Here is a 21534-nt window from a genome sequence, read left to right as displayed (position 1 = left end):
GCAAAAACTTTTTAAAGATTAGGCATTAATGATAATATTTATTTTGTTAAAGGAGTGATTATAATGGTTGATGAAGTAACAGATAAGAATTTTGAAGAAGAAACAAAAGATGGTGTCGTCTTAGTCGACTTTTGGGCAACTTGGTGTGGTCCATGTCGCATGCAATCACCTGTAGTTGAAGATCTATCTGAGGATGATGATTCAGTTAAGTTCTTGAAGATGGATGTTGATGCTAACCCTGATACACCAAAGAAATTTGGAATTATGGCAATTCCAACGCTACTCGTTAAAAAAGATGGCGAAGTAGTTGATAAATTAACTGGTTTCCGTAACAAAGCTCAATTAGCAAAAGTTTTGGACAGTTATTCTGATTAATAAATAAGTTCCATAGTTATTAGAAGTGAATCTAGTAATTATGGAACTTTTTTTATTATTTTTTTGTGATAAAATGAAACCGTTTTATTATTAAAAATAATGATTGAGGTGAATTGTATGTTTCAGTATTCTTTACGTTATTCAATTGATTATCGGACTAACACTAAGGCTAAGGATGACAAACTACTCGATTTTTGTCAGAATGCTTTGATAGATAATGTAACGTTTTTCATGAATTCAGAAGAAATAAATGCTGGTCATTTGGATGCGGAGCAGACTCAAACTTGGTTAGATGCAATTGAAAAAATCGCTAAGAAATTGAAAAAATCTGAAATAACATTCAGTTTGAACCCTTTTTCAACGTTGATGCATAGTGACCGCGGACAAAAGATTGCAGCAGGTTTTGAGCCAATGGTGGACCAAAATGGGCGAGTTGCGCAATCAATTGGTTGTCCAGCTGATGAAAAATGGCGAGACTACCTAACAGATCGTTACGCCCAATACGCTTCAATTCATCCTAAAGAACTTTGGTTAGAAGATGATTTTCGTCATTTCAATCACAGTCCATTGGAATTGGGATGTTTTTGCGACCACCATATGAAAATATATCAAGATAAATTAGATGAAAAAATATCTCGAGCACAATTTGTAAAAAAAATTTTGCAAACTGGGGAACCAACCAAAGAAAGACGAGTCTATTTAGATGTTGCTCGTCAGGAAATGATTGAAACTGTCCATCAAATTGAAGGTCGAGTTCATGTCATTTCGCCCCAAACTAATTTAGCATTGATGACATCTTTACCAGATTGGCATGCTTTGGAAGCTCGTGATTGGAATAAATTATTTGATAATTTAAGTGGTGCCGGACATCCCAGAATTGCTCGACCACATTTGCCAGCCTATAACGAAATTGCACCTTTAAAATATTCACGGACTTTTGAAAAATATACGCGTACTACAGCTGCATATTTAGGTGACGAAGCACAACTTTTCCCAGAATTGGAAAATTACATGTATTCGCCATTCGTCAAATCATTGAAATTTACTCAATTTCAAATAGAGACATCAGCTTTAGTAGGAGCTAAAGGAATTCTAATGAACCTGTTTGATATGAGCGGCAATGGTATCAACGATGAATATCATTACGCAGAGATGTTGGCTGAAAGCAAACCATTTTTAAATGAAATAACTTCCAGAACCTTAAAGATGGGTCAAAGCCAAGGCATCAAAATTTTAGTTGACCAAGATTCAAGTTATACACTGCATACAAAGATAGGAAAAGATATTAAAGAACTGTTGCCTCATGAAACTAATTGGGCGGCCTTGTTAAGCACGTTTGGCTTTGCGACATCAATTGTTCCTTATCAGTCCGGATTACGCTTAGAGGATGAAATTATAGCCATTAGTGGACAATTGTTTCGGAATATGAAAACAGAGCAGGTCACCGACTTAATTGAAAACAACATTGTTTTGCTAGATGGTAAAGCCGTGCAAGTATTATTGGACCGAGACTTGGGCAAATTGTTGCATATTAAATCTGCCAAGTGGCATCAAGTCAGAAGCGGCTATCAAACTTTTGAGAGTGCTGACAATCAAACGATTGAGGGCATTAAGAATCCAAGAATCTCAATGTTGCAACATACAGGCGATTATTTGCAGCTTGATTATGACAATGAAGCTCAAGTTGACGTCTGGACTTACGCTTACAATCAAGAAGATAAAAAACTTGGTAAAGTAATGACCATGATTGATGATCACATTATCGTTATGCCCATGAATGAAGATGAAAAGTATGGTTGGGAGTCGCAATATATTGGTTTTAAGCAGGTCCTTTACCAAAAGATGCTGGACTCGATCGTTTCAGTCGATTATCTTTCTAAGATGCCTAATACCAAATTAGCAATTGGGGGAGAAGATAGTCAAACGCTTTGGATAGCTAACTTTACTTTAGATGATTACAATCAAATCACCTGGCATGCAGCATCTGAAGTTGCTGGCAAAAAGGCTGTTGTTATTTTGCGTCATGATAATCAATCGGTCAAAAAAGAGGTTGTTTTACGTCAAAAAGATGACAATGTTATTATTCCAATTGCTTTGCCACATTTGACCTTAGTTCAAGTTAGGATAGAAGAAGATTCCGAAGAATAAAAAAATAGACCCAGTAATGTGTAATTACTAGGTCTATTATCATGTTTAAAAAATTAAAACATATTATTCAGTAATTTAATTAAATTAATCGTTATCAATTACATTTACAGATGGATCCATCCACATCAATCGATTTTTGGTGTATACTTTAGTTTCGATCAATTTGTATTTTAATTGAAACGCTTTTGGCTTTACTGTTGACAGTATAAGTTCCTAAACAATATGCTGCAATCGTTTTTTCAACAGTTTCAGTAATTATTCCAGTCTCTAATGAAAATTCTGGATCATCATTATTAGTATCAAATCGTTGAACGACTTCTGGACCATTTAAACTATATGTGTAACTACTTGGTGTTTGTTTGGTAACTGTTAACGTTCCAAAGCCAGCTTTGGAAAATAATTCAGGTAGACTTTCCATATCAAGAATTAATTGTCGGCTAAGATTCTTGCCTGCCCAGTATAGTAATTCAACGGTATCTTTATCGAGAAGGTCAGGAAGAATAAAATCGCGGAGTACCGAAACGGCAAAGTAATTTTCAGTTAACGCATCTACATTATTACCATCTTTATTTTCTTGTGAAGAATCCGTTAACGTTTTTTTGTTAAGATCTTTTGATTTTGCGGCCATTGCTTTAACTCCTTTTTTCAGACAATTTATTATATCATTAGAATAATTGCTTTTTAAGTCAATGTAAAAGATAGAACATAAATCTTTTCATGTAAATACAAATAATTCGCTTATTTAAATAAAGGCAGGGATACATTTATGAGTGATAATAGACCAATTGGAGTACTAGATTCAGGCTTAGGTGGTTTGACAGTCGTTAATGAAGTAATCCATCAGATGCCAAATGAAGATGTAATCTTTATCGGCGATGAGGCACGGATGCCTTATGGAATCAAGACCCATGAACAAATCATATCTTATACACGTGAAATGGTACAGTACTTAATTAACCAAAATGTTAAATTAATTATCTTTGGTTGCAATACAGCCACTGCTCAAGCATTGGATGCAATGAAAAAAGAATTTACTATTCCAATGATTGGGGTTATAAAACCCGGTGCTAAAGAAGCTAGTGAAACTACTAAAACGAATCATATTGGAATCATTGGGACTGAGTCGACAATCAATTCTAAAAGTTATAGTCAAACGATTGCTTCAATCAGTCCTAAATTTAAAGTATTAGGAATTGCTGCACAAAAATTTGTTTCACTTGTGGAAGCTGACAAAACTGATACACCTGAAGCTAAGCAAAATGTTGCTGAAACTTTGAAACCATTTAAGGATAGTCAATACGATACTTTAATTTTAGGATGTACCCATTTTCCTATGTTGAAAAAGCAGATTAATGCTTATTTACCTGACACGAAGTTGGTTGATCCAGCTGTTAATACGGTTAAGGTCGCTCAAAATTATTTAACCGCAAATAATTTACTATCAGATGATAAACATCGTACAATTAAGTTACATGCAACCGCTGACTTAGATGATTTCTCGAAATTAGCTAAACGTTGGTTGATGACAGAAATTGCTGAAATCAGTTTGGTAAACATCGGAGGAAACAATGAAAGAAATAATAATCGCAACTAAAAATCCTGGTAAGGCTAGAGAATTCAAACGAGTTTTCAATGACCAAGAATTTACTTTGAAGACATTGTTGGATTTTCCAGATTTTCCAGAAATTAGAGAAACAGGGACTACTTTCGAGGAAAACGCCACTATAAAAGCTCATGCCGTCATGCAACGGTTTAATTTACCAACTATTGCAGATGACTCAGGACTTGAAGTCGATGCTCTTTATGGACGTCCAGGGATTTTGTCAGCTCGCTATGCTGGCGATCACAATGATGCAGCTAATAATGCCAAGTTATTGAGTGAACTAGGTGGCGTACCGATGGAAAAAAGAACAGCTCAATTCGTTTCCACTTTAGTTTTTGCTAATCCTAACAATGAAAAGGACTTAGTTGTTCGTGGGGAATTCAAAGGATTGATTGGAACGCTTCCTCAAGGGGATGATGGATTTGGTTATGATCCATTGTTTTATTTACCAGAGTTAAAGAAGACAATGGCAGAGATTTCAATTGACCAAAAAAATCAGATAAGTCACCGCGGACAAGCGATTAAAAAGCTCGAACAACAGTGGCGTGATTGGATCAATTGGTATTAATTGCCGATGGATTAATATAATGCTAGTATAAATATGCTATTAGAATACAGGAGGGTAATAATATGACTGGTGGACAAATTGCAGGTTTAATTGCAGCAGTCGCATTTGTAGTATTGGTTGTGTACTTAGCCAGAACTTTAGTTCAGACTGCTAAATTGCTTCAAGAATTGCAACAAACAATGAAAGAAACAACAAAGATGGTTGAGGTCTTGTCCAAGAATACTGAACAGATCATGGATCAAAGTACTAAGTTGGTCGATAAGACGAACACGCTAATGGACGATGTAAATCACAAATCTAGTAAGTTAAATCCATTGTTCGATACCGTAGAAAATCTTGGTAATAAAGCCGCTCATGCTACTGCTGAGAAGCAGAATAAGGGTTTTAGCCTTCAAAATCTTTTAACCTTAGGAAATATGGCTACAGTTATGAAGACAGCAACAAAGGTCTGGCCAAGAAAGAAGAATAAAAAGTATGAAAAATAGTCACTTTTTAATAGGTTTAGCACTAGGCAGTGCATCAGGATATTTTGCTTCGAAGTATTTAACTAGTGAAGCGGGTCAAAGAATGTTAGAAAATGTCAAAACTATTCGTAGCGATTTTAACAATGGCGGCGTTGGTTTGCATTCTAACAACGATTTAGTTGATTCGTTCAATCAAAAGACGGATGCCTTGAAAGAACAAATGGCATCGACAGTTGATAAAATTAAAGATGATGAAGATGATTCCAACATTATCTTTAATGAAGATGAAATTGACAACACTAAAAAAGATGTTAATAGCAATAAAGAAAAAGAAGAAAACAATAAAGAATAAAGCAAAAAATCTGTTAATTCATTTTGAATTAACAGATTTTTTTGACTAATTATTAGTCGATATATTTAAGTTCTTTTGAAGTATGCGTGAATGGTTCGCAGCCATCTTCAGTAATGTAGACGCAATCTTCAATTCTAACTCCAGCAACGTTTGGAATATAGATACCAGGTTCAATCGAGAAGCACATGCCGGGTTTTAGAACCATATCATTCCCTTCCATGATTGAAGGGAATTCGTGCTCTGAAGTACCCATACCATGTCCTAGACGGTGAATGAAGTATTTGCCATAACCAGCTTTATCAATGATGTCACGTGCAACTTTATCAAGTTGTGCTGCAGTGATTCCAGGCTTTGCTGCATCCATAGCTGCATATTGAGCTTCGAGGTCAACTTTATAAATATCGAGTGATTTCTCATCTGGCTGACCAAAAGCAACAGTTCTAGAGGCGTCAGAGATATAGCCATTGTGAACTGTACCTAAATCGAATAAGACCAATTCATTTTTTTCCAATGGAGTCTTCTCAGGTCCACCGTGTGGGTTAGCAGCATTAGCGCCAGCTTGGACGATCGTGTCAAAGCTCATGTGCATAACGCCTTTTTTCATCATCGCATATTCGATTTCAGCAACGACTTCTTGTTCTGTTCGACCTTCTTTGATGGCATTAAAAGCAACTGAGAAAGCATAATCAGCCTCTGAACCAGTAGCCTTTAATTCATTGATTTCTTCATCAGTTTTAATTAATTTGGCATTTTCCATATAACGAGAAAGGTTATTAGGAAATTCTGCTTCAGGAAATTGTTGCTTTAAAGCTTCTAATTTTTGAACTGACATGTCATCTTTTTCGATGGCCCAATTTTTAGGAGTACCAACAGCATCTTTAATGTGTCCGGCCATTAAATCGAAAGGATTTTCGTGATCCAAGTAGCCAAAGACATCTTTGTCCCAGCCAGCATCCTTAGCAGCTTCAACTTCAAGTTGAGGGGCAAAGAGGAATGGGTCTTTATCTGGGAAAACGAGAAGTGCGAGGATTCGTTCAACAGGGTCACTGTAAAAGCCGGTGAAGTAGTTGATATCGGTTGGATTTGAAACATAAGCTGCATCAAGCTTGTTTTTAGCTAAATAATCTTGTAGCATTGATAATTGTTTCTTCATGAAAATTCTCCTTTTTGGTCATATTTATATGTAGTATATCATTGAAAACAATTTTCTTTTTGAAAAAATATGAAAACATAGCACAATAAAGTAGAAACCGCTTGCAAAATGTAAAAAACTTTGATAAATTAGAGATAATTAATGAAAATAAGTTTGAGAGAGTGAATATTAATGGAGAAAAAAGTAGTAACAATTTATGATGTAGCTGAGGCAGCAAATGTCTCCATGGCCACTATTTCTCGTGTAGTAAATGGTAACGCTAATGTTAAAGAAGAAACAAGAAAACGTGTTCTCGAAGTTATTGATCGTTTAAATTACCGTCCTAATGCGGTTGCACGAGGCTTAGCAAGTAAAAAGAGTACAACGATCGGAGTTATTTTACCTGATATCACTGATCTTTACTATTCTTCGCTAGCTAAAGGTATCGATGATGTTGCTTCAATGTACAAGTACAATATCATTTTGACTAGTTTGCAAGAATCTGTTGGTGATGAAGAACAAATCTTGAATAATTTGTTATCAAAGCAAGTTGACGGACTCATTTACATGGGTAAACAATTGTCCAAGAAGTTAAAGCGCATCTTGGCAAACTCAAAGACACCAATCGTTTTGGCTGGTTCAGTTGATAAGAACAATGAAAGTGCAAGTGTAAACATCGACTTTGCCGATGCTGTTTGCAGCGTAGTTAACCAATTGACACAAAATGGACACAAGAAGATTGCCTTTGTTGGCGGAAGTCTTGAAAATCCAATCGACGGTAAATATCGCTTAGATGGCTATAAAAAGGCCTTAAAGAAAGCACATCTCAATTTCAGTTCCAACTTGGTCTTTGAAGCAGAATACTCAGTCAGAGCTGGAGAAGCAATTTGGGATGCTATTCAGGGAAGTGGAGCTACAGCTGCTTATGTAACTGAAGACTTGCTTGCATCTGGAATTTTGAATTCAGCTGTCAAATCAGGAATAAAGGTTCCTGATGACTTTGAATTAGTAACAAGCAATGACACAGTTGTCTGTGAAGTTACACGTCCTAAGATGAGTTCAATTGAAGAACCATTATATGATATTGGTGCGGTTGCAATGCGTCTTTTGACTAAGATGATGAATCAAGAACAAATTGATGATAATACGATTAAATTGCCATACAGCATTGTTAAACGTGAATCAACAAGATAATTATAGATAATAAAAAAGCTATCAACTTTTCGATTAAATTGAAGAGTTGATAGCTTTTTAGTTAGTTCTTTTTTTGAGTAAATCGTTTAATGATGGAACTGATAATAAAGAGTACCACCACAATCATAAAGATGACTGAAATCACAGTATTGATATAACTTAAATTAGCTGGTAATTTCACGAAATTCATCAAAGTCGTGTAAATGCAATAGATGGCAATCAAAGTTAAAAGAACTGTATCAAGAGTCCAGATTTTCTCCTGATCACGATGTGAGAATTTAGATATCATGTAGATAATATAAACCACGATTAATAAGACAGCTACCATTGATGTGATAGCATTTCTTGCCAATTCAAAATTAGCTGGTACCATTTGCTTTTCCCCCAAAAAGAAATTTATTTATTATTTACAGATTTACGTTGTTTGTAAAAATCCCAAATTATAACAACGATATAGCCTAAAGCGACTAATGACAAGCCTCCTGTAATAATGGAGCTTAATTCATAGGGAAGATTGAAAAAACCGCCTAGGATGGAATAAAGCGTATTGAGTAAGACAATTGAAGCTAAAGTCATCGTTTTATCCCAAAGCTTGATTTTATGTGAGACCTTGTAAATTATTACACCTAACATAAGAATGATTAAAATAGCTGCAACGATGTACAAAGAATTTTGTAGAAAACTTGGACTGAAATACATACGTGTTTCTCCTTAAATCAAAGTAACATTTTTATTCTATCATATATAAGTAAAGTTATGTTGTTTATAAAAACCCAATCAACTTAAAAAGTCGATTGGGTTTTATTAGTAATAATAACTATTCAGCAGTTGGACTTGGAGTTTCTTCAACGCTTGAACCAGAGCCTGCTTGAGACGAATTGGAACTAGAATTATTTTCTAAACCTTGATTGGTTGAACTTTCATTTCCAGTACTTGAATTCGAGCTTGCATTGGAACTGGAACTAGAATTTGATCCAGATGTTGAATTAGAGCTGGAGCTAGAACCTGAACCACTAGAGCCGCTTGTTCCTGACCCAGTTCCTGTTTCAGTATTCCCGTTTGAAGTAGTGGAATTATTGTTACTTGAGGAATAAGTCGAAATACTATCAGTTACGACTTCAGAAGAAGCATTGCTGTTAGTACTGTTACTGAAACCAGAAGTACGACCGCTGCCATTTTCAGAGGCTAATTCAGAAGTGCTCTTTTTGCTGCTTCCAAGAGTTTTTACGGTTGCGTAACCATTGTCACGTCCGAAGTAATTATCCCAGAAGAGTTTATAATTTTTAGACTTGCCACCAATAGCAAAATTATCATAAGACATTTCTTTAGGACTGCCTTTGTAATAAAGCGACTTAGTAGTGTGTTGGTTAACTTTAGTAGTTATACCATTGTAGCCGATCGTTCCGGGTGAAGTTCCGGTTTCTTTATCAACGGTATACGATTTAACGCCGCTAGGTTTCTTAAATTTCTTATTGATATTAAAGACTGACTTATCTTCTTGATATAAGGCATTGGCCATCTTAGCCCACAATTCTTGATTAATATCAGTCGAATTGCTTGCCAGGTTGTAGTTATTGCCATAAAGATTATCGTATCCAATCCAAGAAGCTAACGTCATACCATCGGTACTACCAATGAACCAGTTATCACGATAGTCATTTGATGTACCAGTTTTACCAAAGAGATTCTTGTTACTGAAGTTAGTTTCGTAAGAAAGGGCAGAAGCAGTACCTTTAGTGACAACTCCGTGCAACATGTTTTTAATAATGTAAGAAGTTTGTTTGCTAAAGACACGAGTCTTTGAACCCTTGTGCTTATAGACTGTCTTTCCGGAAGGATCGACGACGCTAGATAAGACATAAGGATCAACATGGACACCTTTATTAGCAAAAGTTGAGAAGGCACTAGCTTGTTGAAGAACTGTCACACCTTCAGATGTACCACCCAATGTAATTCCGAGCTGGTTGTATTCTTTGTTACTCAAGTTAATACCCATCTTGGACATGTACTTCTTAGAACTGACACCTTGCTGTCTGATGTAGTTATACAAGTTAACTGATGGAATATTGTAAGACTCTTCTAGAGTTTCACGAGCTGAGACAAATCGATTTTGAATCGTTTGACCATAGTCGGTTGGTGAATACTTTTTAAAGCTAGTCTTGAAATCGGCTAACATTGATTGTGAACCAATTAAACCATTTTCTATAGCTGGCGCAAAGGTAATCAATGGTTTAATTGAAGACCCTGGAGATCTGTTAGTAAAGATGTGATTCAATTGAGATTTCTTGAAGTTGACTCCACCGACAAAGCCTAGGACTTGACCAGTCTTGTTATCGAGGAGGACAGACCCATTTTGAACAGGTTCAGAAACCTTAATCGTTTTTCCTGTATTAGGATCTTGAGCAGTATCGGTATGAGTTGTTCCAAGATTACCCTTAAAGTCTTGGGCTTGCTTGTTCATAGCGATATAAAGCTTTTTATTGATAGTACTGTGAATCTTGTAATTTTTATTGTGCAATTCAGTATTTGCTTGTTCTGAATAGCGATCATATAGTGTTTTATCTTTTTTAACTTCTTTATACTTGAGGCCATCGCTCTTAACTAATTTTTTAATTAGTTCAGTTTTAGCTTCATCAGTTAATAAGTTATAAAGATAACCATATTTGATTTCTTGTGAACTAGCTTTAGCTGGCTTGATAAAGTCTTTTTTCAAATTAAACTTCTTAGCCTGATTGTACTGGGCTTCAGTAATTTGATTATCACGATACATCCGGTACAAAACAATATTTTTACGCTTCATACCTAGATTGAGATTACTCTTCATTTTTCCACCAGTACCTGTGGTGCTATAAGGTGTATAAATCGAAGGACTTTGAGGAAGACCAGCGATAAAGGCTGATTCAGCTATGTTTAACTGACTTGCATCCTTACCGAATAATCCTTTTGCAGCGGCTTGAACACCTTGGATGTTTTGACCTTTATTATTGAGACCAAAGGTTGCGGCATTAAGGTAATCTTGCAAAATCTCTTTTTTAGAGAAATACTTATCAACTCGCATAGCTAAGAAAATTTCTACGGCTTTACGTTTCCAAGTAGTTTCGGAAGATAACATCTGCATTTTGACAGTTTGCTGCGTCAAAGTTGAACCACCAGTTTGAGCACCGATACCAGTTAAATCAGAGATAATGGCTCTAAAAATTGATTTAGGTACGACACCCTTATGGCGGTAGAAGTCACTATCTTCAGTTGAAACAATCGCTTTTTTCAAATAAGGCGACATCTGCGACAGTGGTATTTTTTTACCTTGAACTTCTTTTTGGAGATTTTCGATTTTACTACCATCAGCAAAATACAACGTTGCTGAATTATTAACGTCTTGTAGTTCAGTCTTCATTTCATTTTTAGTGGGGACGGAGACTTGATTTGTTAAAGCAGATACGTATCCGGTTCCCAGACCAATAGCCAAACTTAGTAAAATCATCAATCCAGCAAAGGTATAGACGATAATACGACGAATGACTTCGATCGTTAGATTAGCTCTATTAGCAAAATCAGACCAGCTCTTGATACTTTTAAAGCTGTTGACGATGCTATTCCATAAATTTTTCACTTTCAAATAAGCTCCCTTAAAAAGTTACATAACGTAATTATATAATAAAATCGAATTAGAAGTGTAAAAACAAAAAAAGTTCTGTAGAAAAGAGTCTCTACAGAACTAAAATAAATGTTACTTAATCAAGCGGTAAATGGCGTCTGCGTAAATGGCAGTCGACTTCAATAATTTATCGATATTAATATATTCATTAGGTTGATGCATAACGTTTTCATCACCAGGGAACATCGCACCATAAGCAATTCCGTGTTTTAAAATACGACCGTAAGTTCCGCCACCAACAGTGAATGGTTTAGTATCATCGCCAGTGTGATCGTGATAAGCGCCGACTAAAGCTTGGACCAAAGGATCATCAGCTGCTACAAAATGAGGTAACTGATTGTGTCCCTCGATTTCTGCTGAGGCGTTTGTTGGTAAAGCTTGATTGATTTTTTCAGTCAAAGTATCGCCAGTGTCACCCTTGGGGTAACGAATATTTAATAGAATATTGGCTTTAGTTTCGTCATATTCATAAATATTGGGCGAAAGTGTTAATTCACCCATGACATCATCTTTGTTAGCAATATTCAAACGTTGACCAGCAAAGTCTAAGTGCAAATCATCGGCAATGAAGCCAAAATAAGTCTTCTCACTATCATTAAGCTCTAAGGTAGTTAAAAACTTAGCTAAATAAGTTGCTGCGTTAACCCCATTAAATGGTTCCATTGCATGGGCGCCTTTTCCAATGATAGTTATTTCAGCAATATTGTTTTCATCATCTGATTCAACATTGCCCTTGATCATTTTGTTGTTTTCTAAGAATTCATTTAGTTTAGCTTTGATATCATCAAAACTAGCTACATTTAAGTCAAGTTTTGTTGAAGCATTTTGAGGGACCATATTTGGTCTAATTCCAGCTTCAAATTGCTTTACCAAACCAATTTCAGGTTTAGGGAAATTGACTCTAAAGGAGACAATTCCTTTTTCGCCATTAATAGCAGGAAATTCTGCATCAGGTGAAAAACCAGTTTCTGGTAAAGTTTCCTTTTCCATATAATGATTGATTCCGACCCATTCGCTCTCTTCGTCAGTTCCAAGAATCAATTGAACGCTTTTAGATACTGGTAAATTTAATTCCTTGATAATTTTCATAGCATAGTATGCTGCTAAGCCAGGACCTTTATCGTCACTGGCACCGCGAGCATAAAAATTACCATCTTTAATTACGGGTTCGAAGGGATTGGTTTCCCAACCTGGACCTTCAGGGACAACATCGACGTGAGAAAGGATAGCAATTGCGTCATCACTTTCACCAAATTCAATTCGTCCGGCTAAATTATCAACATTTTTAGTTGCAAAGCCATCACGGTCTGCAAAATGTAGAAATGCTTGTAAGGCTTTTGCTGGTCCGGGACCTAATGGAAAATCGCTAGTTTTATGTTCTATATCTCTAGAACTATCGATACTTACTAATTCGGAAAGATCGTTGATCAATTCGTCCGAACGATGCGAAACTTCCTTTTCCCAATCTATAGACATGTATTTCTGACCTCCACATGAAGTTTTTTTCATTTTACCAAAGGTTAGCTTTAAAGGCTAATCGAGTTAGATATGATTTATGGAATCGTTATCATTGCTGAAAGAATAATCAACGAAAATATTATTAAAATTCTTGATTAAATCAGTATTCTTAAGCGATTGTTGATTGTTATCAGGTTGAGCAATCGCGATATCTTCCATTAAATCAATATTTTTGATTCTTTGCCCACGAGGTAGATTATAGTAGCTTTCTTTTGAATTGTTACCTAAATAATTATTAGGATTTAGTTGAATCAAAACATTTTCGGCGTTGATCCAGCCATCTTTTAATCTTAACCAAGTCTGTGAACCGATTTTTTGAATCGTTAAAATCTGTTCAGCTTTATTAGGCTCAAGACGATTAATGATTGAAGATGGGTCCGTAGGGTCACTATAAAGGAAATTATTAGCTTGTTGATTTCTAAAGATGGCCTTGGCACCAAAATATGGGCGTAATTCTGAAAGAACGTATTCGGAATTGAAACCACTAGCATTAGCAAATTCATTTTCACCTAGTTGAACGTATTTTTTACCGTTGAATTTGATGATATTAGTAATGTGATAGCCGTCTAACGGTTTAACAACCTTTTTAGTTTTAATCAGCCGGTAAGGATTTTCATAAATGGGTTCTTCCTTAGTACTCATGTAAAAGACATTTTGATTTAATTTTTCATTCTTAGATTGTTCCTTTAAATCACGATAGTCGTTTCCGGTAGCAGGGTAATTAGTAACAACGCCATCAATCGGCATGTTGATTAAAGTATTCCACTTTTTAGGACTCTCATTCATTTCATCCCAAACATAGACGCTTTTACCCATGTAATGCAAAGTATCGATAATTTGTGGTGTTATGATACTTGACGAAAGATTAACGCCAGTGACATATTGTAAGACATCGAAGTTAACTCGTTTAATGGTTCCGGCAATGAAGATTCTAGGGATGTCGGGCATCAATTCAGCTTCATTTTGCAAACTCTTAGTCGAGAATGAATGAAACATGATTCGGTCTTTCATGTTGTACTGGTCGATAGCTTGTTTGAGCAAGGATTCCATATTCTGAGGATTGCCCTTTTTAGTCTTTTTAGTTTCAATAAGGAACTTGGCATTGGGATTGTTCTTGTAATGTTCGAACACTTGATTCAAACTGTGCATTGATTCGCCATTCTTTTGCTTTAAGGTCGCAATCTGTGAGAAATTATTTTGGGAGACAATTTCTGATGTACCTGTCACACGCTCCAAATTACGGTCATGAGAAACAACTAGAACGTTATCTTTGGAAACATGCAAATCTAATTCGACATAGTCAGCACCTTCTTTAAAAGCTTTATTGAAACTTTCGAAGGTTTCTTCAGGTGCATTGATAGGATCGCCACGATGACCAATGACGGTAAAACCACTGGCAAAAATAAAGATAAATAAAGCTAGTGAAATCTTGAAAAAAGTAAAACTTTTAGAAATCATAATTAACTCCCTAACTTTTTAGATATTATATACTAGAGTAAGTAGTGAAACGTGAGGTATTTATATGGATAATGAGAAACAAACACTAGATATGATTGAGCAAATTACTCGTAATGATGGGACTAAGTATTACGAGATTGCCAATATCGTAATGAACGGCAGAGCTGAAAAAGCTGCTGAATTAGGAATGATTAAAGAAGTACGTATTTTAAAATTAAACATTCCACATTCTTCAGCTGTCGGCATCTACGAAGATTACGTTAATGAGAATTATACCGTTCCACCAATGAATTTAACAGAATGGGTTGAATATAAGAAACCTGAGGGCAAGGTTTTGGATGCATTCAATGAAATCCTCAAAGCAAACCGAATAACTTCAAAAGATCAGGATAAAGAATAATGAATTATTTTATAGCAGACACGCATTTTTATCATTATCAATTGTTACAGCCTAATAATTTTGCCCCACGTCATTTTGGCAATGTTGATGAAATGAATCAAGCTATGATTGATGCTTGGAATGCTCGAGTCGATGAAAACGACCGTGTTTATCACTTAGGCGATATTTCCATGCGACCACAACAAACGCCAACTAATGAAGAAACATATGACATGTTGCGACAACTGAATGGTCACATGACCTTGATTAAGGGCAATCATGATTATCGTTCGCTTTTTAAATTTATCAATAAGCACAATCAAACAATGGATGATGGCAAGCAACGCTTTGAATTTGAAGATGTCGGTTCGCTTCTGAAATTTGACCATCACCAGTTTTACTGTACGCATTATCCAATGCTACTTGGAAAAGTTGAAAAAATTATTAATCTGCATGGCCACATTCACCATTATTCAGTTCCCATAGCTGAAAATATCAATGTTGGAGTCGATGCTCCTGAACGTGATTATTTATCAGAAGATTTACCTTGGGGTTCACCATTGCGCGGTGAAGAAATTTTAGAGATGTATGATAAGAAGAAAAAGGATTTGGCAAAGTTACAAAGAAAGTAGGATATTATGGAAAAAATTCAAATAGTTCATACGAATGATTTACATTCCCATTTCGAAAACTTTCCCAGAGTTAGTCGCTTCATTGAGCAATCACGCAATGAAAGTTTCGCTGATGATTTTTATTTGTTCGATATTGGGGATGAAATGGATCGAGCACATCCATTAACAGAAGCAACTAATGGTCAAGCCAATATTGAATGGATGAATCCACTGCACTACGATGCAGCAACGATTGGTAACAATGAAGGCTTAGGCAATAGTCATGAACAACTAGAACATCTTTATGACAAAGCAAATTTTCCAGTGATACTCAATAATCTTTATGAAACTAAAGCTTCCAAATTAGCTGATTTTGCTAAGCCTTATAAAATTATTACCACGAAGAATAAAACTAAAATTGGATTGATGGGTCTAACGACACCTTATATTTTGACGTATCCATTATTAAAATGGGACATCAAATTGGTTCAAGAAATGTTGCCTAAATCTTTAGAAGCAGTTAAAGATTGCGACGTAATAATATTATTATCGCACCTTGGAGTTTCGATGGACCGATTGATTGCTAAGAAATATCCACAAATAGATGTTGTCATTGGAGCTCATTCACACCATTTATTTGTCAAAGGAGAACTTGATAATGGCGTCTTATTAGCTGCTGCTGGGAAGTACGGTCAACATATTGGCACAATCAATCTAAAGCTAGATGATAAACATCAAGTTATTGCTAAATCTGCTTTTACAACTAAGACTGAGTCTTTGAAAACTTTGCCGGAAGATGATAAGTGGATTAAGGATCAATATGATAAGGGTGAGAAATTGTTAGATGAAAAGCCGGTTGCTAATTTACCAAAGACTCTAACAAACGACTATCAAGCTGATAATTCTATCATCCAAGAAGCATTGACTGCCGTTCAAGACTTTGCTCAAACTGACGTGGCTATCTTGAGTTCAGGTCTATTTTTAGATGATTTGCCAAAGGGAATCATCACAAAAAGAAATATGCACGATGTTTTGCCTCATGCAATTCATGTAATGAAAACAACCATGACGGGAAATAACGTTTGGCGTCTAGTTATGGAAATGGAAAAAAATCGTCTCTATTTACGTAATCATATGCAAAAAGGGATGGGATTTCGTGGTAAGATATTTGGCGAACTAGTTTATCGTGGGATTACTGTTGATCACAAACGTAATGTTTACGTTAATGGCCAAGAATTGAATATGAATCAAAAATACACCTTGGCCTTATTGGACCATTATATGTTCGTGCCATATTTTCCTTCGATTGAGATTGCTGGTGAAAATGAAATTATGTATCCTAAATTCTTGAGAAATGTTTTTGGAGATTACTTAAATAAAAAATATCCGATTTGAGGTGATTACTTGCAAGAAATCGAGGATAACAAAGTTAAAAAATTAGCTGATGTTATTACATTGGCTGATGGTTTAATTACAATTGATAAAACACAATATAAAATTGTTGAAAATCATGACAATGGTTTTAATGAAGAACGAATTGAAGAACGTTACAATCCAGTTTTGAATAAATATGACTACATTGTTGGCGACTGGGGCTATGACCAGTTAAGGTTTAAAGGATTTTATGAAGATCAACGAAATGAAAGTACCTTAGATAATCGTATTTCTCACTTAGAAGATTATTTAATTGAGTACTGTAATTTTGGCTGCGCTTATTTTGTCTTGGAGAAGGTTAAGAAAGCACCGTTGAAACCACATAAGACAACGCGTCATCGTAAGGCTAGTCATCATCGTTTCAAGACTCGCAATACAAACAATACGCATACTAATAGTATTAAGACTAATAAAAGTCATAATAATCAAAAACGTAAGAATAAAGTTTCGAGACGTCATGCGACTAAGGTGACTAATAAAAAGAAGCCTAATGCATCGACTAAGAAAACATTCAAAATCAGAAAAATAGGTGAAAAGAATAAATGAAGTATCAAACATATCTAATTGACTTAGACGGAACTATGTATCGTGGAAAAGCAAAGATTCCTGAAGCAAGAGTTTTTGTCGACAATTTGAATCAAAAGGAAATCGATTATTACTTTTTAACAAACAACACGACCAAGACTCCGCAACAAGTAGCTGATAATTTGACGAACAATCATCAAATTACTGCTAAAGCTGATCAGGTCGTTACGCCATCGCTTGCTACGGCTGCTTATATTAAGGATATGTTTGGCGAAGACATTTCCAACCACTCAGCTTATGTCATCGGTGAATATGGTTTAAAGAGCGCTATTTTTGGAACTGGCATTAAGCTTAATGAGTATGACCCTGATGTTGTTATCGTAGGGTTAGATTATGATGTTACGTATCATAAATTTGAATTAGCTACCTTGGCAATCAAACGAGGAGCTTTATTTATCGGAACGAACGCCGATACTAATTTACCTAATGAACGTGGATTGGTTCCTGGAGCTGGTTCAGTTATTTCATTAGTAGAAACATCTACTCAACAAAGAGCTCACTATATCGGTAAACCTGAACCTGAAATGATTGACTTTGCCGTTGAAGCAAAGAAGTTCGATAAAAGTTCCGCTTTAATGGTAGGAGACAACTATAATACTGATATCAAATGTGGAATCAGTGCTGGCGTTGATACGCTTTTGGTGTACACAGGCGTAAGTACTCATGATGATATTAAAAAAGTGTCAGTTAAACCAACGCATGAGGTAGAAAGTCTGGACAAGTGGGATGTCTAATTCACAAAAGGATGTTTTATACACGATTGTTTTAGCATTCTTTTTGTTGACGACAGCCATCACGGTAACTATTTTTGCCAGCTACCTATTATTTGCTATTGATATTAAACCGTACTACTTGGAACAAGCAGTGGGGATGAAGTATTCAACTATCATGAAGAATTACGCTCAGATGATGGATTATTTGATTAATCCATTTAATTGGCATTTTCAATTGAGTGATTTCGCTTCATCATCAGCCGGAAGACTACATTTTCAAGATTGTAAGAAATTGTTCCTTTTGAATTTCTCAGTTTTTATCGTTTCAGGGCTATTGGTAGCTAAATTCCACAAGTTTAGAGCACGTTTTAATCGAACTTTCTTGTGGATTGGCATTGGTGGAATAATCATTGCTATTTTGATGTTGTTAAATTTTGATGAGTTCTTCGTTGTTTTCCACGAATTACTCTTCAGGAATAGCGATTGGTTATTTGACCCCAGTAAGGATCCGGTGATTAATATTTTACCGGAAGAATTCTTTACTCAATGTTTCATTCTTTTCTTTATCGTATTTGAAGGATTGAATTTTTGGAAAGCTAGACTAAAAAGAGCCTAAGACAAATGTCTTAAGCTCTTTTTTTCTTACTATTTTTAATTGCTGTAATAAGTACGGGAATCAATGATACTAAGACGATTCCGATAATTATCATTGAGAAGTGATCTTGAACGGCTGGGATATTTCCAAAAAGGAAACCAGCAACTGAACAAAGGGTTACCCATAAGAAAGCTCCTAAAAAGTTAAATTTAAGGAAGGAACCATAATGCATTGTTCCACTACCGGCAACGAATGGTACGAAAGTTCTAATTAATGGAATAAATCTTCCAATAGCGATGGTTTTACCACCATGTTTCTCAAAGAATGTGTGTGCTTCATCTAAATGTTCTTTATTAATGAGTTTACTGAGATATTTATTCCTCGTCGCATACTCGCCAAAGTGTTCACCAATTTCATAGTTCAAGGAATCTCCTAAGACGGCTGCGGCCAAGAATATTAAAAACATCAGCCAAGCTAATAATCCATATTTAGAATTAGCAGCAAGAGCCATGGCGGCAAAAATCAAAGAATCTCCTGGAAGAAATGGTAGGATAACCACTCCGGTTTCAATAAAGATGATTAGAAAAAGTATTAAATATGTCCAAATACCGAAATTATTCACTATATTAACTAAGTGACTGTCAATATGAAGAATAAAGTCGATTAGACTCATTACGTAACTCAATCAATCAACTCCAGAATTCATTTTTTAAACTTTATTATACTAGCATACCTTAAAACAACTTTAAAATTAACGTAAATAGGATTATTTTTCAAAGATAGAAGTACTGTGTTCAAAATAATCTTTGTCAGGATATAAATTACGTAAAGCCTTGGTAACGGCAATAGGTCCTTCAGCAAATGCTGTAGCAATCAATTGTAATTTACCAGGGTAAGTCACGATATCGCCAATGGCAAAGACGTTTGGCAAATTAGTTTCCATTTCTTGAGTGACCTTGATGAAAGGACCATTTAGCTCAACATTCCAATCACGCAATATTTTCGAGTCGGAAACAAAGCCATAGTTAACTAATAATTTATCAACTGTTACAACATCTAAATCATTCGTCTTGATTTTTTTAAGCGTGATATCTATTTTGTCCTTATTGTCAGGATTATAATTTACTCCTTTAATGATGTAAGGATTTAATTGCTGAATATCGCTTTTATTGAGCTTGTCGACGCTTGATTCCATGGCACGATATTTATTGCGACGATGAATCAGGGATGTGCTCTTGGCAATCTTGCTGATATCGATAGCCCAATCAACGGCTGAATCGCCACCTCCGGCAACGGCCACGTCAACATCTTTGAAATCATCGATGTTGTTGACAAAATAGTTGATTTTTTCGTCATCGAGACTAGAATCATAATCAAATGTTAACTTACGTGGTTCAAAGGCTCCATTACCGATAGCAATAATAACGGCTTTAGTAGTAATAGTTTCACCTTTATTGGTAGAAAGCTCCCATAAATCATCTTTTCTTACTATAGATGTAATGGAAGTACTGAGATATTGATCACAGTTTCTGATTTCTAATTGTTCAGTCAATTGCTTAGTCAAATCGGTACCTGATACTTTTGGAAGGGCTGCTATATCATAGATGTGTTTTTGCGCATAGAGAGTTTCTGGTTGACCGCCTAATTTAGGCAAACTTTCTATTAATGCTACTTTTAAGTTACGCAAGCGGGCAAAGTAAGCTGCAAACATACCAGCAGGGCCTCCGCCTATAATTGAAATGTCATAAATTTTGTCATTCATATTTTTAGTCACCATTTTCTGTTATATAATCTATAGATACATTGTTACATAAATACATCTTACATAGGGAGGAAAGTAAATGCGAATTGGAGATAAAATAACTGGAACTATTTCTGGCGTGCAGTCATATGGCGTTTTCGTAAAGATTGACGATACTCATCAAGGCTTGATTCATATATCTGAACTAAAGCATGGATTCGTATCGGACTTAAAGGATAAGTATCAAGTTGGCGATAAGGTAAAAGTAGTCGTTATGGGTATTGATGAATATACGGGAAAGATAAGTCTTTCTATTAGAGCATTGCATGAAGAGAAGATTGGTCGTCCTATTTTGCATAAGCATTTTTGGACTAATTACCGCGATAAGATTGGATATAAGACGATTGCCAAGCATAAAAAGGCCTGGGTAGACGAGGCTATGGCACGAATTTCAGATAAAAAGCAAAAAAATTCAACTTTTTTGTAAAAAAGGGTTGCGTCCCTCTTATCTAATTGGTAATATATATCTTGTTGTTGCGACAGAGCAATGGCGACAAGGCTTTGCGAGTTTATCTCTTGGCTTTATCGCTTCAAATAATTTTAAAAAAGTTATTGACTTGGTCTTGTAACTTCGATATGATTATTAAGTTGTCTGTTAGACATCACCTAACATCTTATCAATTCGTTGATATCTTGTTAGAAAAATTATTTTAAAAAGTTCTTGACATTAACTTGTCGGCTTGATAAACTAATTAAGTCGCTGATGAGCGTAAGCGCTTAATCAGCTGGTAGATCTTTGAAAACTGAACAAAGTTTTAACACTAAATTGTGTAGGCCAACATTTATTTGTTGGAATACAACGAAGTCAATTCGCTAGTAATATTTTTTATGAGTCACAAACTTTTAATATGAGAGTTTGATCCTGGCTCAGGACGAACGCTGGCGGCATGCCTAATACATGCAAGTCGAACGAACTTTCCTGATGATTGATGCTTGCATCATGAATCAG

Annotated in this window: 22 protein-coding genes, 1 rRNA gene and 1 pseudogene; 15 read left to right on the top strand and 9 right to left on the bottom strand. The window is 35.5% G+C overall.

Going from position 1 to position 21534, the window contains the following annotated elements:
* Positions 1-63: 63 nt before the first annotated feature.
* Both trxA and FHL05_RS03345 read left to right on the top strand, forming a co-directional pair.
* The gene (trxA, locus tag FHL05_RS03350) at positions 64-375 is read left to right on the top strand and encodes a thioredoxin (protein ID WP_153385951.1); all 312 of its coding nucleotides are present in this window, start codon (positions 64-66) and stop codon (positions 373-375) included.
* Between the two features lie 117 nt (positions 376-492).
* Positions 493-2523: a hypothetical protein gene (locus FHL05_RS03345; protein WP_153385949.1), complete on the top strand. Its 2031-nt coding sequence runs from the start codon at positions 493-495 to the stop codon at positions 2521-2523.
* Positions 2524-2671: 148 nt separating this feature from the next.
* On the opposite strand, the gene FHL05_RS03340 is transcribed toward FHL05_RS03345, so the two are convergent.
* The gene (locus FHL05_RS03340) at positions 2672-3151 is read right to left on the bottom strand and encodes a DUF2507 domain-containing protein (protein WP_238333998.1); all 480 of its coding nucleotides are present in this window, start codon (positions 3149-3151) and stop codon (positions 2672-2674) included.
* 138 nt (positions 3152-3289) lie between these two features.
* On the opposite strand from FHL05_RS03340, the gene murI reads away from it, so the two are divergent.
* The 4 genes from murI to FHL05_RS03320 all read left to right on the top strand — a co-directional run bounded on the left by murI (position 3290) and on the right by FHL05_RS03320 (position 5510).
* A complete protein-coding gene (murI, locus tag FHL05_RS03335) occupies positions 3290-4117 on the top strand; it encodes a glutamate racemase (protein WP_153385947.1) in 828 nt (275 codons plus the stop codon).
* Entirely contained in the window at positions 4092-4694 is a 603-nt protein-coding gene (locus FHL05_RS03330) for an XTP/dITP diphosphatase (RefSeq protein ID WP_153522003.1), read from the top strand. Before murI ends, FHL05_RS03330 begins: the two co-directional genes overlap by 26 nt.
* A gap of 62 nt (positions 4695-4756) precedes the next feature.
* Complete coding sequence (locus FHL05_RS03325; RefSeq protein ID WP_153385943.1) at positions 4757-5179, top strand: DUF948 domain-containing protein; 423 nt, start codon at positions 4757-4759, stop codon at positions 5177-5179.
* Positions 5169-5510, top strand: coding sequence for a hypothetical protein (locus FHL05_RS03320; RefSeq protein ID WP_153385941.1), 342 nt, complete (start codon positions 5169-5171; stop codon positions 5508-5510). The genes FHL05_RS03325 and FHL05_RS03320 overlap by 11 nt, the downstream gene beginning before the upstream one ends.
* Before the next feature lie 52 nt (positions 5511-5562).
* Here the strand turns inward: FHL05_RS03320 and FHL05_RS03315 are convergent, their stop codons facing one another.
* The gene (locus FHL05_RS03315) at positions 5563-6663 is read right to left on the bottom strand and encodes a M24 family metallopeptidase (RefSeq protein WP_153522001.1); all 1101 of its coding nucleotides are present in this window, start codon (positions 6661-6663) and stop codon (positions 5563-5565) included.
* Positions 6664-6834: 171 nt separating this feature from the next.
* On the opposite strand from FHL05_RS03315, the gene ccpA reads away from it, so the two are divergent.
* Positions 6835-7836, top strand: a complete 1002-nt coding sequence (gene ccpA / locus FHL05_RS03310) for a catabolite control protein A (RefSeq protein WP_153521999.1) — start codon at positions 6835-6837, stop codon at positions 7834-7836.
* 61 nt (positions 7837-7897) lie between these two features.
* Here the strand turns inward: ccpA and FHL05_RS03305 are convergent, their stop codons facing one another.
* The 5 genes and pseudogenes from FHL05_RS03305 to FHL05_RS03285 all read right to left on the bottom strand — a co-directional run bounded on the left by FHL05_RS03305 (position 7898) and on the right by FHL05_RS03285 (position 14467).
* On the bottom strand, positions 7898-8209 hold the full coding sequence (locus FHL05_RS03305) for a hypothetical protein (RefSeq protein WP_153385937.1): 312 nt from the start codon (positions 8207-8209) through the stop codon (positions 7898-7900).
* Positions 8210-8232: 23 nt separating this feature from the next.
* Complete coding sequence (locus tag FHL05_RS03300) at positions 8233-8535, bottom strand: hypothetical protein (protein ID WP_153385935.1); 303 nt, start codon at positions 8533-8535, stop codon at positions 8233-8235.
* A gap of 868 nt (positions 8536-9403) precedes the next feature.
* Positions 9404-11230: pseudogene (locus tag FHL05_RS03295) on the bottom strand (transglycosylase domain-containing protein); the annotation flags it as partial.
* A 333-nt stretch (positions 11231-11563) separates the two neighbouring features.
* Positions 11564-12967, bottom strand: coding sequence for a dipeptidase PepV (gene pepV, locus FHL05_RS03290; RefSeq protein ID WP_153521997.1), 1404 nt, complete (start codon positions 12965-12967; stop codon positions 11564-11566).
* Positions 12968-13033: 66 nt separating this feature from the next.
* On the bottom strand, positions 13034-14467 hold the full coding sequence (locus FHL05_RS03285) for a glycerophosphodiester phosphodiesterase (RefSeq protein ID WP_153385917.1): 1434 nt from the start codon (positions 14465-14467) through the stop codon (positions 13034-13036).
* A 64-nt stretch (positions 14468-14531) separates the two neighbouring features.
* Between FHL05_RS03285 and FHL05_RS03280 the strand changes: the two genes are divergently transcribed.
* The 6 genes from FHL05_RS03280 to FHL05_RS03255 are packed head-to-tail and all read left to right on the top strand — an operon-like array spanning position 14532 to position 18805.
* A complete protein-coding gene (locus FHL05_RS03280; protein WP_153385916.1) occupies positions 14532-14867 on the top strand; it encodes a hypothetical protein in 336 nt (111 codons plus the stop codon).
* Complete coding sequence (locus FHL05_RS03275) at positions 14867-15478, top strand: metallophosphoesterase (RefSeq protein WP_153385915.1); 612 nt, start codon at positions 14867-14869, stop codon at positions 15476-15478. The genes FHL05_RS03280 and FHL05_RS03275 overlap by 1 nt, the downstream gene beginning before the upstream one ends.
* 6 nt (positions 15479-15484) lie before the next feature.
* Positions 15485-16852 (top strand): bifunctional metallophosphatase/5'-nucleotidase, encoded by a 1368-nt coding sequence (locus tag FHL05_RS03270; protein WP_153385914.1) that lies wholly within the window; start codon positions 15485-15487, stop codon positions 16850-16852.
* A gap of 9 nt (positions 16853-16861) precedes the next feature.
* A complete protein-coding gene (locus FHL05_RS03265) occupies positions 16862-17437 on the top strand; it encodes a YutD family protein (RefSeq protein ID WP_153385913.1) in 576 nt (191 codons plus the stop codon).
* Positions 17434-18210 carry a TIGR01457 family HAD-type hydrolase gene (locus FHL05_RS03260; protein WP_153385912.1) on the top strand — a complete coding sequence of 259 codons (777 nt, stop codon included), beginning with the start codon at positions 17434-17436 and terminating at the stop codon, positions 18208-18210. The genes FHL05_RS03265 and FHL05_RS03260 overlap by 4 nt, the downstream gene beginning before the upstream one ends.
* Positions 18203-18805: a TIGR01906 family membrane protein gene (locus tag FHL05_RS03255; protein WP_153385911.1), complete on the top strand. Its 603-nt coding sequence runs from the start codon at positions 18203-18205 to the stop codon at positions 18803-18805. The genes FHL05_RS03260 and FHL05_RS03255 overlap by 8 nt, the downstream gene beginning before the upstream one ends.
* 10 nt (positions 18806-18815) lie before the next feature.
* Here the strand turns inward: FHL05_RS03255 and FHL05_RS03250 are convergent, their stop codons facing one another.
* Complete coding sequence (locus FHL05_RS03250) at positions 18816-19457, bottom strand: DedA family protein (RefSeq protein ID WP_153385994.1); 642 nt, start codon at positions 19455-19457, stop codon at positions 18816-18818.
* A 93-nt stretch (positions 19458-19550) separates the two neighbouring features.
* Complete coding sequence (locus tag FHL05_RS03245; protein ID WP_153385910.1) at positions 19551-20546, bottom strand: NAD(P)/FAD-dependent oxidoreductase; 996 nt, start codon at positions 20544-20546, stop codon at positions 19551-19553.
* A gap of 79 nt (positions 20547-20625) precedes the next feature.
* On the opposite strand from FHL05_RS03245, the gene FHL05_RS03240 reads away from it, so the two are divergent.
* Positions 20626-21012 carry a CvfD/Ygs/GSP13 family RNA-binding post-transcriptional regulator gene (locus FHL05_RS03240; protein WP_153385909.1) on the top strand — a complete coding sequence of 129 codons (387 nt, stop codon included), beginning with the start codon at positions 20626-20628 and terminating at the stop codon, positions 21010-21012.
* Between the two features lie 417 nt (positions 21013-21429).
* Positions 21430-21534, top strand: a 16S ribosomal RNA gene (locus FHL05_RS03235); the annotation flags it as partial.

The organism is Companilactobacillus halodurans, from assembly GCF_009600995.1.
Lineage (GTDB): Bacteria > Bacillota > Bacilli > Lactobacillales > Lactobacillaceae > Companilactobacillus > Companilactobacillus halodurans.
Note: the sequence above shows the minus strand (reverse complement) of the source record. Positions and strands in the feature narration are given on the sequence as shown.